The organism is Arthrobacter vasquezii, from assembly GCF_029455255.1.
In the GTDB taxonomy this organism is placed as follows: domain Bacteria; phylum Actinomycetota; class Actinomycetes; order Actinomycetales; family Micrococcaceae; genus Arthrobacter_D; species Arthrobacter_D parietis.
Genome location: NZ_JAROKN010000009.1, coordinates 26,784 through 42,086, shown reverse-complemented (window position 1 = coordinate 42,086; position 15,303 = coordinate 26,784). Strand labels below are relative to the sequence as shown.

Sequence of the window (15,303 nt, the reverse complement as noted above, 5' to 3'; positions counted from 1 at the left end):
AACCCGTCAATTAAAGCACCCGGTTGAAGGCGGCGTCGCGCCGAGGAAGTGCGGTCGCAGCGCTCAGTCGGTTGTGCAGGGCGCGGCGCCGGCAGTTCCCGGCGTGGGCGGAGCCCAGTCAGGGAAAGGGCGGGTCTCGACCGCGGGCACCCAGCGCCCGGCGTCGACCGCATAGTCAGTCCCCAGTCCATCCCGAAGAAGCGAGCGCAAACCGGTCAACAGCCTGTCGACGTCGTCCTGCCGTGATCCGAGCCCGAAACTCGCTCGTAGCGAACCTGACGGCAGGCCCAGCCGCTTCAGCAGCGGATGAGCGCAAAACTTCCCGTCCCGCAGTCCAACCCCGTGTTCTGCGGACAGATATGCGGCGACCAGCCCGGCGTCGTAACCGTGGACAGAGAAGTTCACTACGCCGATCGCATCGGTGCTGTCAGCGAAGATGCGGTGAACTGCTATGCCGGGAAGGTTGGAGAGCCCTTCCACGAGGGCATCCCGCAGCTCTGATTCATGCGCAAGCCAGGCCGGTTCATCCAACCCAGCGATGGCCTCTGTTGCCTTCGCCAGCGCGGCTGCACCGAGCACATTCGGTGACCCGCCCTCATGGCGCGCGGAACCGGTTGCCCAGGACACCGAGTCCACTTTCACAGTCTTCACTGCGCCGCCTCCGGCGAGGTGGGGCCTTCCGGAATCGAGCCAGTCGCCTCTACCGACCAGGACGCCCGCGCCGAAAGGCGCATACAGTTTGTGGCCCGAGAAGGCCGCGTAGTCGATACCGTCGCGGAGCAGATCCAGCCGCCGGTGGGGAGCGAGCTGAGCCGCGTCGACGACGATCCGCGCGCCGTGCGCATGAGCCGCCGCTGCGAACCGGACGATGGGCAGAACTTCTCCGGTGACATTCGACGCACCGGTTACAGCAAGCAGGCTGATTCCTCCGGATGCCAATTCCTCTTCCACAGCGGCGAGCGTTTCCTCGATGGTTCCCGCGGCGACCAGCCCGCGATGGGGAAGCTGCAGCCAGGGCAGCAGATTGGCATGGTGTTCCACGTCGAGGTAGAGGACCTCACCGTCCTCCGGCAGGCATCCAGCCAGGAGGTTCAGCGAATCGGTGGTGTTGCGGGTGAAGATGACCGCATCATCTTCCCGGCCGCCGACGAAGTTCCGCACAGTCCTTCGTGCATTCTCGTAGAGCGAGGTGGAGATTTGCGATGCGTACCCGGCGCCCCGGTGCACACTCGCATAGTAGGGAAGCACGCTCTGCACATAGTCATTGACCTGCTGCAGCGCCGGCGTTGAAGCGGCATAGTCCAGGTTGACGTAACGGACGGCAGTGCCGTCCACCAGCGGCGCCTGCAGCTCAGCGCCCATCACGGACGCCAGCGGTGCAGCGGAGAGTTCGTTCTCAAGAAGTGCGTTGCTCACAGGAGGTACCCCACGTAGGTTCAGGGGACCTGCTTCACCAGGCCCCGCGCTTGCCGAACCACGTTCTGGCCCGGCCAGGTCGTCACCCGGGGCACCCCGCCGCGGAAGGAGGGTTGCCGGCCAGCAAACCGGGGTTTAACGCTGGCACTCGTGACCTAGGAATCCAGACTAAAGCAGGCCGGGAATATCCGGTCCTTGTGTTACGTGTTGGTGTTAAGCGACCACGTCAGACGCCGGTACCTTCCTGAAGCAGATCGTCCAGCGAGGGGTTCAGCCGCTTCAGGACATCATTGTGAAGTGTGCTGTTGGTTGCCAGCGCGTTGCCTCCGAAGGGTCCGTCGGAGCCTTCGAGTGACGTGAAGCGACCGCCGGCTTCCGTGACGATGGGTACCAGCGCGGCCATGTCATACAGGTTCAGCTCAGGTTCGCAGGCGATGTCCACAGCGCCTTCGGCGACAAGGCAGTAGGACCAGAAGTCACCGTAGGCGCGTGTACGCCACACGGATTCGGTGAGCGATACGAATTCGTCAAAGTTGCCGCGCTCTTTCCAGCCGGACAGGTTCGAGTAGGAGAGCGAGGCGTCTTCCAGCCGGGATACGCTCGAAACCCGGAGCCGGCTGGCTGCCGCGAGAGACTTACCCATGAACGCACCGGTGCCCGTTGCAGCCCACCAACGCTTTCCGAGCGCGGGGGCGCTCACAACACCGACGACAGGCCGGCCCTCGTCCACCAATGCAATGAGGGTAGCCCATACCGGTACGCCCCGGACGAAGTTCTTGGTTCCGTCAATAGGATCGATGATCCAGCGCCGCGAGCCGGCGCCGCTGCTGCCGTACTCCTCACCGAGTACGGCATCGCGCGGACGCGCACGCGAGAGTTGCCCGCGGATAGCCTCTTCCGCCGATTTGTCCGCATCCGTGACCGGGGTGAAGTCCGGCTTGGTTTCGACCGCCAGATCCAGCGCCTTGAACCGGGACATGGTCTGGTCGTCTACGGAGTCGGCCATTACATGGGCAAGGCGGAGGTCATCGTTGTAGCTCTGGAGGTTCATACTTTCAACCTATATGGTCAGGGTGCACAGATGCGGGAGGTCCCGATGCGGACGCGCTCAGCGCTGGGCTACGATCGGTTCACGCACGCACAGGAACGGGTGTCATTGAACGGTGTGCTGTTAAACGCAAGAAAGGGGACACCGGCCGAAGCCGATGTCCCCTTTCTTGAAGCGCTAGATCTTGAAGCGCTGAAACTTAGAGAACGGAGACTTAGAGAACGGAGATGTTCTCAGCCTGGGGGCCCTTGGGGCCCTGGGTGGTCTCGAAGCTGACCTTCTGGTTCTCCTCAAGCGAGCGGAAGCCGCCGGAGTTGATTGCGGAGAAGTGAGCGAAAACGTCAGCGCCGCCGTCGTCAGGAGCGATGAATCCAAAGCCCTTTTCAGCGTTGAACCACTTGACTGTACCTGTTGCCATTTTTTTATTCCTTGAGTGTGAGGATCCCCCCGTACTTCGGGGTTCCTGTCGCGGTGTTCATTTCGCCTGCAAAAAAAGCTTTCGAACTCCGGAGAGAAATCAAGGCTTAACATTCGTGCGCAACACAACAACTCCGTTCAGTCTAGCAGGCAATCGGCGCCGTAGTCACATCACTCACTGCATCCCCAGCTCCTTGGCACCCTGGGAAGGTTCGACGCCCGCCCCGAGAAGCCGGCGCAGCGAAGACAGGCGCACCGGACCGGATTCGCCGGCAGCGCCCGACGCGACCCAGCCGTCCAGTCCGCAGTTGACGGCGGCGGCATCGTGGCGGCAGCCCCGCTCGCAGTCCTCGGTGCCGGGTGCAAGATCCGGGAAGGCGGCGAGGATGCGGTCGGCCTCGACATGGGCAAGGCCGAAGGAACGAATGCCCGGAGTGTCGATAATCCACGTACCGGGTGCTGAGTCTGCAGCTTTGAGGGCATAAGCCGATGAGGAGGTATGGCGCCCCCGCCCGGTGACCGCGTTCACTCCGCCCGTCGCCCGATTGGCTCCGGTGAGCGCGTTCACCAGCGTCGACTTGCCCACGCCGGAGTGACCGAGCAGTACGCTCACTTTGCCGTCCAAAAGCTCCTTCAACTGCTCGACGGCGCCGGGCGCGAGGAGCGCTGAGGCGCCGGTAGCGGATGTGGTTTCCACTGCGTCCGGTGTGGACGCAGTCTGGCTGGTGATGATGAGCAGGTCAAGATGTTCGTAATTCGCCAGCAGATCCGACGGATCCTTCAGGTCTGCTTTGGTGACACAGAGGAGGGGCTGAATACCGGCGTCGTAGGCGGCCACCAGCGCGCGGTCGATGAACCCCGTGCGCGGCTCCGGATTCGCGGCCGCAACCACGATCACCAGCTGGTCGGCGTTGGCAACCACAGCGCGTTCCACGGGATCGGTGTCATCCGCGCTGCGGCGAAGCAGCGTGCGTCTTTCCTGAATCCGGACCAGGCGGGCGAGAGTGTCCGGTTCACCGCTCACATCTCCCACCAGCGCCACCAGATCTCCGGCGACGACGGGGGACCGCCTGAGTTCCCGTGCCCGGGCGGCAATGACAACCCGCTCTGCGTTGGTGTCCTCATCCACAACCGCGGTATAGCGTCCGCGGTCCACCGTGATGATTCGTCCGGTCACTGCATCTTCATGAGCCGGACGGTCCTTCGTGCGTGGCCGGGAACCCTTCTTGTTCGGCCGGATCCGAACATCGGATTCATCCCAGGAAGCGGTCCCGCGGCGCGACCCGGCGGATGTCACCGAGAGCCGCTCGGACCAGCGGTGGCAGCGAGTGCCTTCCACAGCTCGGGGAACTGGGGCATGGTCTTGCCGGTGGTCGCAATGTTCTCAATCTCCACGCCGTCCACTGCGAGCCCCAGGATGGCGCCGGCCGTGGCCATCCGATGATCCTCATAGGTGTGGAAAGGACCGCCGTGCAGCGGAGCCGGGCGTATGACCAGGCCGTCAACGGTCTCCTCGACATCACCGCCGAGGCGGGTAATCTCCGCGACGAGGGCGGCGAGCCGGTCAGTCTCGTGCCCGCGCAGGTGTCCAATGCCCGACAATGCCGACGGTGTCCGCGCGAGCGAGCACAGCGCAGCGACGGTCGGCGCCAGCTCGCTGGTGTCGGCCAACTCGGCGCCGGTGATCGTCCCGGTGCCGCGGACCACCAGAGTGGAGTCATCGGTCAGCTCAACCTCGGCGCCCAGCAGGGGGAGTATGGTCAGCCACTTCGCTCCGACCTGAGTGGTGTCCGAAGGCCAGTGCGGCACACGCACGGTGCCGCCGGTAGCGAGGGCAGCGGCGAGGAACGGACCGGCATTGGAGAGGTCAGGCTCGATGCGCACATCGAACGCGCTGATGGTTCCCGGCTCCACCCGCCACGAGTTCGGAATGGAATCGTCGACGACGACGCCGGCCTCCCGCAGCACTGCAACCGTCATGGCGATGTGGTCAAGGCTCGGCACCGGCTTGCCCACATGCTGCAGGTTGAGGCCCTCCGTGAAGCGGGCGCCAACGAGCAGCAGCGCAGAGACAAACTGGGACGAGGCGCTCGCGTCTATCACCAGCGTGCCGCCCTCTACCGCTCCGGTTCCTGCGACCGTGAAGGGCAGGGAGCCGTCGTCGTTCTCGAGCTGTACTCCAAGTTCGCGGAGAGCACTGATGACCGCGCCCATCGGGCGTTTGCGGGCGTGAGGGTCACCGTCAAACGAGGTGCGCCCCGCACGAAGCGCCGCTAGCGGAGGAACAAAGCGCATGACCGTGCCGGCCAGCCCGCAGTCCACGCTCACATCCCCGGACGCGTCGGGCGGAATGGGCGTAACGAGCAAGTCAGGGCCATACGTGCCGTCGCCGTCGAGCTCCTCCACCGTGGCACCCAGCGACCGAAGGGCTTCCACCATCAACAGGGAATCCCGCGAGTGTAACGGTGCGCGCAGCCTGCTCGGGCCGTCCGCAAGCGCAGCGAGAATAAGGTACCGGTTGGTCAGTGACTTCGACGCCGGGACCTCCACTGTTGCATCAACGGGACCGGCTGCGTACGGTGCCGGCCAAAAGGATGTGGCGGACGGTGCGGCGGACAGCGCGCTCATGCTCCTTAGCTGCCCGTGACTTCCGAAGCGGTCTTGCGTACAGCTTTCTCCGCCTTCTTGATGCTCTTGCGGGTGTCATGGCTGAGGGCCAGGGCATTACGGCGCGCATCCTCGGCGAAATGCTCTGCACGCCAGGCCCAGCTCGGCCGGCCGTTGGTGTCCACGGCGGCGAGCAGCACAGCACCGATCAGCGACAGGTTCTTGAGGAGCTGGTTGCGGCGGTCCTTGCGGGTCTTGGACGTGGACGAATCCGCGCTGTTGAACTCAACAACGGCGTTCAGCGTGGACGTGGCGACCAGCACCAGAGCAGAGACGCGGGAAAAGCGCCCGATCCCCAACAGAACCGCCGCACCGAGATGGGCAGCGCCGAGCACCTTCGCGACACGCTGTTCGTTGCTCGTTGCCGAGGCCGTTGCGGGCACCGCCTTGTTGATGCGGTCAAGGGTGGGACGAAGGGCAGTAGCTGTGGCCTCGGTATTCCGGAGGCGGTCAATGCCCGTGAGGACGAAGCTGCTGGCAAGCAATGGGCGGGCGAATACGCGAACAAGGGTCACAATGCCTCCTGGCTTCCAGCACCGTGGGCGGCACCGGATCTACTTGGCGAACAAAGTCAGTTACAACCGTGGATGAATGTGTCTAGTTTTGCACTTTTGGCGGACCGAGGCGATCCGGCCGCCGCGTGTGCACCGGAATATTCACCTGCTGCCCATGGTTGGAGATACATGAACACGCAGTAAACGGATACGAGGAGCAGATGGGCACAGCAACATCGGTGCGGGGCCACATCCCGCGCATCCACATTGATGCGCCGGCCGGTCCGGCGCAGCGCCGGCAAACCCGCGGACGCGTAGACTTTGCAGCAATGAATACCACAGCCGCGGCGGGGCCCACCCCAGCCGAAGACGAGGAACTGGACCTGTCCACCGAATCCGTTGCTGATCGCACGGCGAGGTTCGAGCGGGACGCCATGCAGTACGTGGACCAACTGTATTCGGCTGCCATGAGAATGGCCCGTAATCCGGCAGACGCGGAAGACCTGGTTCAGGAGGCCTACACCAAGGCATTCTCCGCGTTCCACCAGTACAAGCCGGGAACCAACCTGAAGGCGTGGCTGTACCGCATCCTCACCAACACCTATATCAACCTGTACCGCAAGCGGCAGCGGGAACCCCTGCAGTCCCACTCGGACACCATTGAGGACTGGCAGTTGGCGAAAGCAGCGGAGCACACCTCCCTCGGTCTGCGTTCGGCTGAGGTGGAGGCGCTGGATCATCTTCCGGACTCCGATGTGAAGCAGGCCCTGCAAGCAATTCCGGAGGAGTTCCGGCTGGCAGTCTACTTCTCGGACGTCGAAGGCTTCGCGTACAAGGAAATTTCAGAAATCATGAACACCCCGATCGGCACCGTCATGTCACGGCTGCACCGAGGACGCAAGCTCCTGCGCGAGTCGCTGTCCGAGTATGCGCATGAGCGCGGCATGGGTAGTTCGGTACGCGCGTCCACCGCTGATGGTGGAACTACACAGGAGGGCGGAAAATGAGCGACTGCCATAGCCTCGGCAACTGCGATGACACGCGGATCGAGCGGCTCTACGAATACCTCGACGGCGCCCTTTCGCATGCAGACCTTGTCGAGATCAAAGATCATCTCGAGGATTGCCCGGAATGCGCGCAGGAACACGATCTGGAATGCCTGATCCGGTCAGTGGTGAAGCGCTCCTGTACGGAGGTTGCACCGGCGAAGCTGAAGGCCAGCATCCTCGACCGCATCAGCCAGATCAAAACAGTGGATCATTAGGCCGGACGGCCGGTGTGGCCATAGCAAACAGAAAAGCCCCCGCACGCGTGCGGGGGCTTTTCTGTTTGCTATGACCGTGATGTCAGGTGTTGGGGCGCTTACCGTGGTTAGCGCCGCCGCGCTTGCGATCACGGCGCTTACGTGCACGCTTGCTCATGGCTGCCTCCTTATGTTGCCTGTTGTGGCTTTGCCGATCGACCACATGGGTCCGGACTGCCCTCCATTCTCCCACACGCAGGCGGCACGAACCTAAACGTGCAGGCCGGCTCGTTGCAACCCATATGCGCCGCAGCACCTGCCTAGGATGGAGCGGAACGTCTCTCAGCCGGTCCCTAGCGAAGGAGCGCCGAATGCGCGCAGTGTATGCCGAGTCAGTGTCCGCCCAATCCCCGCTCGACGGCCTGCGGATGGGTGAGCTCCCCGAACCCGAGCCACCGGCAGGTTTCCGGAGGGTCCGCGTGCGTGCCTCAGCCCTGAACCACCACGATCTCTGGTCACTGCGCGGCATTGGCCTCGGCGAGGACAAATTGCCCATGATTCTGGGCTGCGACGGCGCGGGAGTGGACGACGACGGCAACGAGGTGATCGTGCACAGTGTCATTTCCGCTTCCGGTTGGCAGGGCGACGAGACCCTTGACCCCCGCCGTTCACTACTGTCGGAAAGTTATCCGGGCACCATAGCGGACTTCGTGTGGGTGCCGGAGCGGAACCTCGTACCCAAACCTGCGGATCTCAGTTTCGAGGAGGCCGCATGCCTGCCGACTTCCTGGCTGACGGCGTACCGAATGCTGTTCACCACGTCGCCGGCAGCACCGGGCTCGACCATCCTCGTACAGGGCGCCGGGGGAGGGGTTTCCACCGCGCTTATCGCGCTGGCGCGCGCGGCGGGCTACCGGGTATGGGTTTCCAGCCGCAGCGCCGGGAAACAGGACCGGGCGAGGAAGCTCGGCGCACACGAAGTGTTCGACGCCGGTGCCCGCCTCCCGGAGCGGGTGGACGTGGTGTTCGATTCCGTTGGGGAAGCCACCTGGGCGCACTCCCTGAAAGCGCTGAAGCCGGGCGGCGCTGTGGTCACCTGCGGTGCTACGAGCGGCCCCGCTCCGTCAGCGGACCTTAACCGTGTGTTTTTTCTGCAGCTGCGTGTCCTGGGTTCCACGATGGGGACCCGGAACGAGCTGGAACGCCTCGCACAGTTCCTTGCGGTAACCGGCGTGCGTCCGGTCATCGACTCTGTGCATCCGCTGGAGGACGCGCGGGCAGGCTTCGAGCGCATGGCGGCCGGAGAGGTATTCGGCAAGGTGGTCTTCGACCACGGAGCGTAGGCGCGCTTCCTGCGGAATCATGACCCTGAGAGGGCCTGATGAATCAGGCGGGCGCGGGAATCTCCAGCCACTGGAACCAGCCGCGGTGCAGGACAAGCCAGGCCATCAGGCCGTAGCCTGACTGCCCTGGTCCGCCACCGTTGGCAGCGAGGTCCGAGCGCCACTGTTCGTGCGCGTGCAGGGGAGTGAAAGTGTCCACATAGACATGCTTTCGTCGGGTGGTCACGTCAGCGAACGCCGCTGAGAGGTCAGCGAGCCTGCGGTTGCGCTCGGCGTCCAGCCCGGGCGGCGGTCCAACAACGAGCACCTTGACGCTCATGTGTGCTGCGCCGTCGAGGATGTTGGCAAGGTTGAGCCGGCTGCGTGCCGTTGAAAGGTCGAGGTCAAGGTCCCGATCCGAGAGCGCAATCAGCAGCCGGTTCTCGGTACTGTCCGAGAACCTGCGGGAAGCTTCTTCCAACCAACGTGCCGCCAGCGCTTCCGTGCCCTCGCCGGGCGCAGCAAGGCTGAACGTTTCCAGCGTTGCGTTATCCGGTGTTGTTCGCGCCAGCACCCGGCCCAGCCAACCGAGCGCGCGTGGATCACCGAGTCCTGCCAGCAGCTCGTCTCCCACAGCGGCAAGCCTTATTCTGCGTTGTTCCACGTTTTCCCTCTGGTTGCTTGTCGGGTTGTTACTCGTCGGGCCGTCAAGCCGCGGCTGCGACCTGGTGCGGGGAACGCCAATGGGCAGGGTCCCGACAGGCCCTGCCCATTGTACGTTCGGGCTGAAGGCTCAGGGATTGCGGTCGAAAGCCTTCTTGATGAGGATCTCCTGCTCCACCGCGTGGTGCTTCGCGGATCCGGTAGCCGTCGAGGCTGAAGCAGGACGGGAGGCCAGGTTCAGCCCGCGGTCCAGGTGCTGGGGAAGATTCAGGCCGATGAAGGGCCACGGTCCCTGGTTGGCCGGTTCGTCCTGCGCCCACACCAGGTCAGCATTGGGGTAGGCGGCGATCGCGGATTTGATCGCATCGACCGGGAGGGGCGCCAGCTGCTCAACCCGCAGAATGGCGGTGGAAGTGTCGTCCGCCTTCTGCCGCGCTGCTGCCAGGTCATAGTAGAGCCGACCGGATACCAGCAGGACCCGCGTGACGTCCGACGGGTTGAGCCCCGCGGTGTCCTCGATGACCGGCTTGAAGCTGCCCTGCGTGAAGTCCTCGACGGCGCTCGCTGCAGCCTTGAGCCGCAGCAGCTGTTTCGGCGTGAAAATCACGAGCGGCTTGCGGGGGCGGGTGTAGGCCTGTCGCCGCAGCAGGTGGAAGTGCGATGCCGCCGTCGTGGGGTTGGCTACCACCATGTTGTCCTCAGCGCACATCTGCAGGAAACGCTCGATGCGCGCCGACGAATGGTCCGGTCCCTGTCCCTCATAACCGTGCGGGAGCATCAGCACCAGCGACGAACGCTGGCCCCATTTTTGCTCGGCAGAGGAGATGAACTCGTCGATGATGGTCTGCGCGCCATTGACGAAGTCGCCGAACTGCGCTTCCCACAGCACCAGCGCGTCAGGGCGTTCCACCGAGTAGCCGTATTCGAAGCCCATGGCCGCATACTCTGACAGTAGGGAGTCATAAATCCAGAACTTGGCCTGCCCCTCACTGAGTTCACCAAGCGGTAGCCACTCGTTGCCATTGGCGCGGTCGTGGAACACTGCGTGCCGCTGCACGAACGTCCCACGGCGGGAGTCCTGCCCGGCAAGGCGCACGGGGACGCCCTCCATGAGCAGCGACCCGAACGCTGCGATCTCGCCGAAGCCCCAGTCGATTCCGCCTTCGCGGGACATCTGCTCGCGTTTTTCAAGCAGGGCCTTGAGCTTGGGGTGGACCGTGAAGCCCTCCGGGAAGGCAAGGTGCGCCTTGCCGATGTGCGCGAGCGTCTCCGCCGTGATTGCCGTGCTTGCCGGGGCTCCGACACTGTTGTCTCCGCGTTGCGCGATAGGGCGCTCGATGTCGGAGACGGCCGCTGCATCCTTGGTGACTACCGGGATGGGGGAGGTCTGGGCTGCATGGGTCTCAGCGAAGACCCGCTCCAGCCGTTCCTGGTAGTCGCGCAAAGCCTGCTCGGCTTCTTCCTGGCTGATGTCGCCCCGACCGATGAGGGCCTCGGTGTACAGCTTGCGCACCGAACGCTTCGCCTCGATCAGGTTGTACATCATCGGCTGGGTCATCGAGGGGTCGTCGCCCTCGTTGTGACCGCGCCGGCGGTAGCACACCATGTCGATAACGACGTCCTTGTTGAACCGCTGACGGAACTGGTAGGCGAGCTGTGCTACGCGGACCACGGCCTCCGGATCATCACCGTTTACGTGGAAGATCGGTGCCTGCACCATCTTTGCCACGTCCGTGGAGTAGACAGACGAGCGGGATGCTGTGGGCGAGGTGGTGAAGCCGACCTGGTTATTGACAATGATGTGAATAGTTCCACCGGTGCGGTACCCGCGCAGTTGGGAGAGGTTCAGCGTTTCCGCCACCACTCCCTGGCCTGCGAAGGCGGCGTCGCCGTGAACCAGGATGGGCAGGACAGGGAAGGTATCTCCCTGGTCCAGGCGGTCCTGTTTGGCGCGGACAATGCCCTCAAGCACCGAGTCAACAGCCTCGAGGTGTGACGGGTTGGCCGCAAGGTAGACCTTGGTCTCGTTGCCGCTGTCCGAGGTGTAGGTGCCCTCCGTTCCGAGGTGGTACTTCACGTCACCGGAACCCTGGACCGAGCGCGGATCCTGTGTACCCTCAAACTCCCGGAAAACCTGGGCGTAGGTCTTGCCGGCGATGTTGGTGAGGACGTTCAGGCGTCCGCGGTGGGCCATGCCGATCGCGACCTCATCAAGGCCGTCGTCTGCGGCGTCGGAAAGGATTGCGTCCAATAGCGGAATAAGCGACTCACCACCTTCGAGTGAGAACCGCTTCTGGCCGACGAACTTTGTCTGCAGGAAGGTTTCAAACGCCTCAGCGGCATTCAGGCGGTGGAGGACGCGCAGCTGCTCCTCGCGGCTGGGCTTGGAGTATGAATGCTCAAGCTCGTCCTGGAACCACTGGCGTTCCTCAGGGTCCTGAATGTGCATGTATTCAATACCGGTGGTCCTGCAGTAAGCGTCCCGGAGCACACCGAGGATGGTGCGGAACTTGAGGGCAGGCTTGCCGCCGAAGCCGCCGGTCGGCCATTCGCGGTCGAGGTCCCACAGCGTAAGTCCATGGGTACGTACATCGAGATCCGCGTGCTTGCGCTGCACGTACTCCAGCGGATTGGTGTCCGCCATGAGGTGTCCGCGTACGCGGTAGGCATGGATGAGCTGCTGGATTCGGGCAACTTTGTTGATCTCATCCATGGGATCAACCTGAATATCTGCGCTCCAGCGGACGGGCTCGTACGGAATACGCAGCGCTTCAAAGATCTCATCGTAGAAGTTCTGCTCGCCCAGGAGAAGTTGGTGCACGATCCGCAGGAACTCACCGCTGCCCGCACCCTGGATGACCCGGTGGTCATAGGTGGAGGTCAGGGTGATTGTCTTGCTGATGGCGTGCTGGGCAAGTGTCTTTTCGCTGGCGCCCTGGAAGGCCGCCGGGTACTCCAGTGCGCCGGCTCCGATGATGCAGGCCTGCCCCTTGGAGAGCCTCGGGACCGAGTGCACGGTCCCGATTCCTCCCGGGTTGGTAAGGGAAACGGTAGTGCCGGCGTAGTCGTCCGCACCGAGCTTGCCCCCGCGCGCCCGCTTGACGAGATCTTCGTAAGAGTGCCAGAACTCGGAGAAGTTGAGCGTCTCCGCCTTTTTGATGTTGGGCACCACCAGCAGCCGGCTGCCGTCCGGGCGAGGCATGTCGATAGCCAGACCGAAGTTCACATGAGCCGGTTGCACGGCGGCGGGCTTGCCGTCCACGATGTCGTAATACACGTTCTGCGACGGGAACTGGGCAAGCGCGCGGATGATCGCGTATCCGATGATGTGGGTGAAGGAGACCTTGCCGCCCCGCGCACGCTCCAGATGGTTGTTAATCACGACGCGGTTGTCGATGAGCAGCTTCGCCGGAATGGCACGCACGCTGGTGGCGGTGGGCACCGTAAGGCTGGCATCCATGTTGGTGGCGATCGCCTTGGCGGGCCCGCGAAGCACCGTGACTGAGTCTTCATCCATCTCGGGGTTCAGCTCGGACTTCGGGAGCTGGGCGGGAATGGGAGCCTTTTCCGGCTTGGTTTCGGTCTTCGGTTCAGCCTTAGCGGCCGGCTTGGCCTCACCCGACGGCTTCGCCGAGGCTGCCGGCTCACCTGAGTTCTTGTTCTTTGATTCTTCCTTGGGCACCGGGGGCATTCCGGACTCCTGGCTTGCAGCGGGGGATTCACCCGACGCCTTCGGAGCATCCTGTTCCGCCTGGACAACGGGTAGCTCCCGCGTAGGCGGATTTGGGTCCGAACCGGACGAACGCTTGGCTGAATGCCGCCCGTTGTCTGAGCCGGTGTTGTCCGACTCGAACGATTCGAAAAGGCTCCACCACTTCTTGTCTACCGAGTTTCGGTCCTGCTGGAATTGCTCATAGAGCTCATCCACAAGCCATTCGTTCCCGCCGAATTCTTCCGGTAGACGGTGGTTGGGTTGTTGTGGCACTTGTTATACGCCCTCTTCCATGAGTTGCCCTTTGGCCCAAAAAGATCCGCAGAAGGTTCCAATCGGCGCTCGCCTGACCCTGTTGACCTGCCCTTCAGTCTAATGACAGTTTCAGGCAACAAGCCAATCTCCGGGGCTTACCCCCGCGTAGCTTTTCCAATGGCTCGCCATGTGCCCGGACAGGTGCCGGATTCGGCATACACTCGCTTGTGTAACCGACTGCAGGAGCTCCCGTGCGTTTCATCAACACGCCCTCAACTGACCTTACCTATTCGGACGTTTTCCTCGTTCCGTCCTCATCCGAAGTGATCTCACGGTTCGACGTCGATCTCGCGAGCGACGACGGAACGGGAACCACCATCCCTCTGGTCGTTGCGAACATGACGGCCGTTACCGGTCGCCGCATGGTGGAAACCGTGGCCAGGCGCGGCGGACTGGCCGTACTGCCGCAGGACATCCCCACGAAGGTCATCAGCGAAGTCACCGGATGGGTCAAGCAGCGCGACCTCGTCTTCGAAACCCCGCTGAAGCTGCAGCCCGGGAACACTGTGATTGATGCGCTGCACCTGATCAATAAGCGCGCCCATGGCTCCGTGATGGTCGTCGACGACGCCAACCGTTGTGTGGGAATGGTCCGCGCAGCTGACTGCGAGGGAGTGGACCGGTTCGCCTCGCTGGAGTCGGTGATGCGGAGTGCGCTCACGCTCGACGCCTCGCGTTTCTCCCAGGATCGTGACACCGCGCTGCAGCAGGCCTTCGAAGAACTCGATGCTGCCGGCGCTTCCCTCGCGGCAGTCACGCGGGACGGACAGCTGGCGGGTGTCATCACGCGCAAAGGGGCACTGCGCTCCACGATCTACCAGCCGGCCACGGACAACGAGGGGCGCCTGCGCGTCGCAGCGGCGGTCGGAATTAATGGAGATGTCGCCGCCAAGGCAGCCGAGCTGCTTGCTGCCGGCGTGGACGTGCTGGTGGTGGACACCGCCCATGGTCACCAGCGCAAGATGCTGGATGCGCTCAAGGCTGTCGCGTCGCTCGATCCATCCGTGCCGGTGGTCGCCGGCAACGTGGTCAGCGCCGACGGCGTTCGCGACCTCGTCGAAGCAGGCGCGTCAATCATTAAGGTAGGTGTCGGTCCGGGCGCCATGTGTACCACCCGGATGATGACCGCGGTTGGTCGTCCGCAGTTTTCTGCCGTCCGCGAATGTGCGCAGGCGGCCGCAGAGCTGGGTGCGCATGTCTGGGCGGACGGTGGAGTCCGATACCCGCGGGATGTCGCCCTGGCGCTGGCTGCCGGGGCCAGCCAGGTAATGATCGGATCCTGGTTTGCCGGTACCTACGAAAGCCCCGGGGACCTGCAGACGGACAGCCAGGGCCGACAGTACAAGGAGAGCTTCGGCATGGCCTCCGCCCGCGCAGTGCAGAACCGGACCCAGCGCGATGACGTCTTTGCGCGGGCACGCAAGGGCTTGTTCGAGGAGGGCATCTCGACCTCGACGATGTACCTCGACCCTGCCCGCCCCGGTGTGGAGGACCTGCTGGACATGATCACTGCCGGTGTCCGCAGTTCAATGACCTACGCGGGCGCGCGCTCCCTCGCTGAATTCCGCGAACGCGCCATTGTCGGCGTGCAGTCGGCGGCGGGCTATGAGGAAGGCCGCCCGCTGCAGCAGAGCTGGTAAAACTACGACGGCGGCACTGCCCGTTTCCGTGTCAGCTGCGGTGCTGTTGCTGTAAACTGGAAACCTTATGGACAGTCCTTCTAGGGGCCGGACCATGGCGCGCACGCAGCGACAGTCAGCATTGATCCGACGCGCAGCGCAGCCATCCAGTGCCGGCAATCCCCGTCTCCATGCCCATCACCTACCCCCTTCGCGGTCCGCGGTAAGCGGACCAGCTGCAGTTAGTGCGGCCGGCGCGGTTACCGTCCCTCTAGGAGAGCCCACGTGCGGGACTTCCCCGTCGACGGACGTCACCCAGCTGGATGACTCCTCCGAACCGGCGGAACCTCCGAAACCCGGCGCGCCGGTTGGAATCGGCGCATCCAG

Annotated in this window: 13 protein-coding genes and 1 riboswitch; of the genes, 4 read left to right on the top strand and 9 right to left on the bottom strand. The window is 63.7% G+C overall.

The annotated features are described in order from the left end of the window. Window positions 1–63 precede the first annotated feature (63 nt). From P4U43_RS05940 to P4U43_RS05915, 6 genes are all read right to left on the bottom strand, one after another. Window positions 64–1,362, bottom strand: a complete 1,299-nt coding sequence (locus P4U43_RS05940) for an aminotransferase class V-fold PLP-dependent enzyme (protein ID WP_277357929.1) — start codon at window positions 1,360–1,362, stop codon at window positions 64–66. Window positions 1,363–1,457: 95 nt separating this feature from the next. Then, a riboswitch (SAM riboswitch) is annotated at window positions 1,458–1,572 on the bottom strand. A 70-nt stretch (window positions 1,573–1,642) separates the two neighbouring features. Further along, window positions 1,643–2,467, bottom strand: a complete 825-nt coding sequence (gene hisN / locus P4U43_RS05935) for a histidinol-phosphatase (protein ID WP_056548009.1) — start codon at window positions 2,465–2,467, stop codon at window positions 1,643–1,645. 211 nt (window positions 2,468–2,678) lie between these two features. Further along, window positions 2,679–2,882 (bottom strand): cold-shock protein, encoded by a 204-nt coding sequence (locus P4U43_RS05930; protein ID WP_026545912.1) that lies wholly within the window; start codon window positions 2,880–2,882, stop codon window positions 2,679–2,681. 174 nt (window positions 2,883–3,056) lie between these two features. Then, the gene (rsgA, locus tag P4U43_RS05925) at window positions 3,057–4,178 is read right to left on the bottom strand and encodes a ribosome small subunit-dependent GTPase A (protein ID WP_277357888.1); all 1,122 of its coding nucleotides are present in this window, start codon (window positions 4,176–4,178) and stop codon (window positions 3,057–3,059) included. Continuing rightward, window positions 4,175–5,509, bottom strand: a complete 1,335-nt coding sequence (gene aroA, locus P4U43_RS05920) for a 3-phosphoshikimate 1-carboxyvinyltransferase (protein WP_277357887.1) — start codon at window positions 5,507–5,509, stop codon at window positions 4,175–4,177. Before aroA ends, rsgA begins: the two co-directional genes overlap by 4 nt. A gap of 5 nt (window positions 5,510–5,514) precedes the next feature. Beyond that, the gene (locus P4U43_RS05915; RefSeq protein ID WP_277357886.1) at window positions 5,515–6,063 is read right to left on the bottom strand and encodes a DoxX family protein; all 549 of its coding nucleotides are present in this window, start codon (window positions 6,061–6,063) and stop codon (window positions 5,515–5,517) included. Between the two features lie 308 nt (window positions 6,064–6,371). Between P4U43_RS05915 and P4U43_RS05910 the strand changes: the two genes are divergently transcribed. Together P4U43_RS05910 and rsrA are read left to right on the top strand one after the other, a co-directional pair. Beyond that, window positions 6,372–7,049, top strand: coding sequence for a sigma-70 family RNA polymerase sigma factor (locus tag P4U43_RS05910; RefSeq protein WP_235563265.1), 678 nt, complete (start codon window positions 6,372–6,374; stop codon window positions 7,047–7,049). Then, window positions 7,046–7,306 carry a mycothiol system anti-sigma-R factor gene (gene rsrA / locus P4U43_RS05905; RefSeq protein ID WP_056548021.1) on the top strand — a complete coding sequence of 87 codons (261 nt, stop codon included), beginning with the start codon at window positions 7,046–7,048 and terminating at the stop codon, window positions 7,304–7,306. Before P4U43_RS05910 ends, rsrA begins: the two co-directional genes overlap by 4 nt. An 82-nt stretch (window positions 7,307–7,388) precedes the next feature. Here rsrA and P4U43_RS18055 read toward each other — a convergent pair whose 3' ends face one another. Further along, a complete protein-coding gene (locus P4U43_RS18055; RefSeq protein WP_369299106.1) occupies window positions 7,389–7,463 on the bottom strand; it encodes a 50S ribosomal protein bL37 in 75 nt (24 codons plus the stop codon). 193 nt (window positions 7,464–7,656) lie between these two features. Here P4U43_RS18055 and P4U43_RS05900 point away from each other — a divergent pair, with 193 nt between their 5' ends. Continuing rightward, window positions 7,657–8,628: a zinc-binding dehydrogenase gene (locus tag P4U43_RS05900; RefSeq protein ID WP_277357885.1), complete on the top strand. Its 972-nt coding sequence runs from the start codon at window positions 7,657–7,659 to the stop codon at window positions 8,626–8,628. Between the two features lie 43 nt (window positions 8,629–8,671). Here P4U43_RS05900 and P4U43_RS05895 read toward each other — a convergent pair whose 3' ends face one another. Both P4U43_RS05895 and P4U43_RS05890 read right to left on the bottom strand, forming a co-directional pair. Beyond that, window positions 8,672–9,271, bottom strand: a complete 600-nt coding sequence (locus P4U43_RS05895) for a GDSL-type esterase/lipase family protein (RefSeq protein ID WP_277357884.1) — start codon at window positions 9,269–9,271, stop codon at window positions 8,672–8,674. Window positions 9,272–9,400: 129 nt separating this feature from the next. Beyond that, the gene (locus tag P4U43_RS05890; RefSeq protein WP_277357883.1) at window positions 9,401–13,255 is read right to left on the bottom strand and encodes a multifunctional oxoglutarate decarboxylase/oxoglutarate dehydrogenase thiamine pyrophosphate-binding subunit/dihydrolipoyllysine-residue succinyltransferase subunit; all 3,855 of its coding nucleotides are present in this window, start codon (window positions 13,253–13,255) and stop codon (window positions 9,401–9,403) included. A gap of 233 nt (window positions 13,256–13,488) precedes the next feature. Between P4U43_RS05890 and guaB1 the strand changes: the two genes are divergently transcribed. Then, a complete protein-coding gene (gene guaB1, locus P4U43_RS05885) occupies window positions 13,489–14,937 on the top strand; it encodes a GMP reductase (RefSeq protein ID WP_056548034.1) in 1,449 nt (482 codons plus the stop codon). Window positions 14,938–15,303 lie beyond the last annotated feature (366 nt).

Coding starts and splice junctions, on each gene's coding strand:
- P4U43_RS05900 (WP_277357885.1), top strand. CDS start 7,657: ATGCGCGCAGTGTATGCCGAGTCAGTGTCCGCCCAATCCCCGCTCGAC.
- P4U43_RS05940 (WP_277357929.1), bottom strand. CDS start 1,362: ATGGGCGCTGAGCTGCAGGCGCCGCTGGTGGACGGCACTGCCGTCCGT.
- rsrA (WP_056548021.1), top strand. CDS start 7,046: ATGAGCGACTGCCATAGCCTCGGCAACTGCGATGACACGCGGATCGAG.
- hisN (WP_056548009.1), bottom strand. CDS start 2,467: ATGAACCTCCAGAGCTACAACGATGACCTCCGCCTTGCCCATGTAATG.
- P4U43_RS05930 (WP_026545912.1), bottom strand. CDS start 2,882: ATGGCAACAGGTACAGTCAAGTGGTTCAACGCTGAAAAGGGCTTTGGA.
- P4U43_RS05910 (WP_235563265.1), top strand. CDS start 6,372: ATGAATACCACAGCCGCGGCGGGGCCCACCCCAGCCGAAGACGAGGAA.
- aroA (WP_277357887.1), bottom strand. CDS start 5,509: ATGAGCGCGCTGTCCGCCGCACCGTCCGCCACATCCTTTTGGCCGGCA.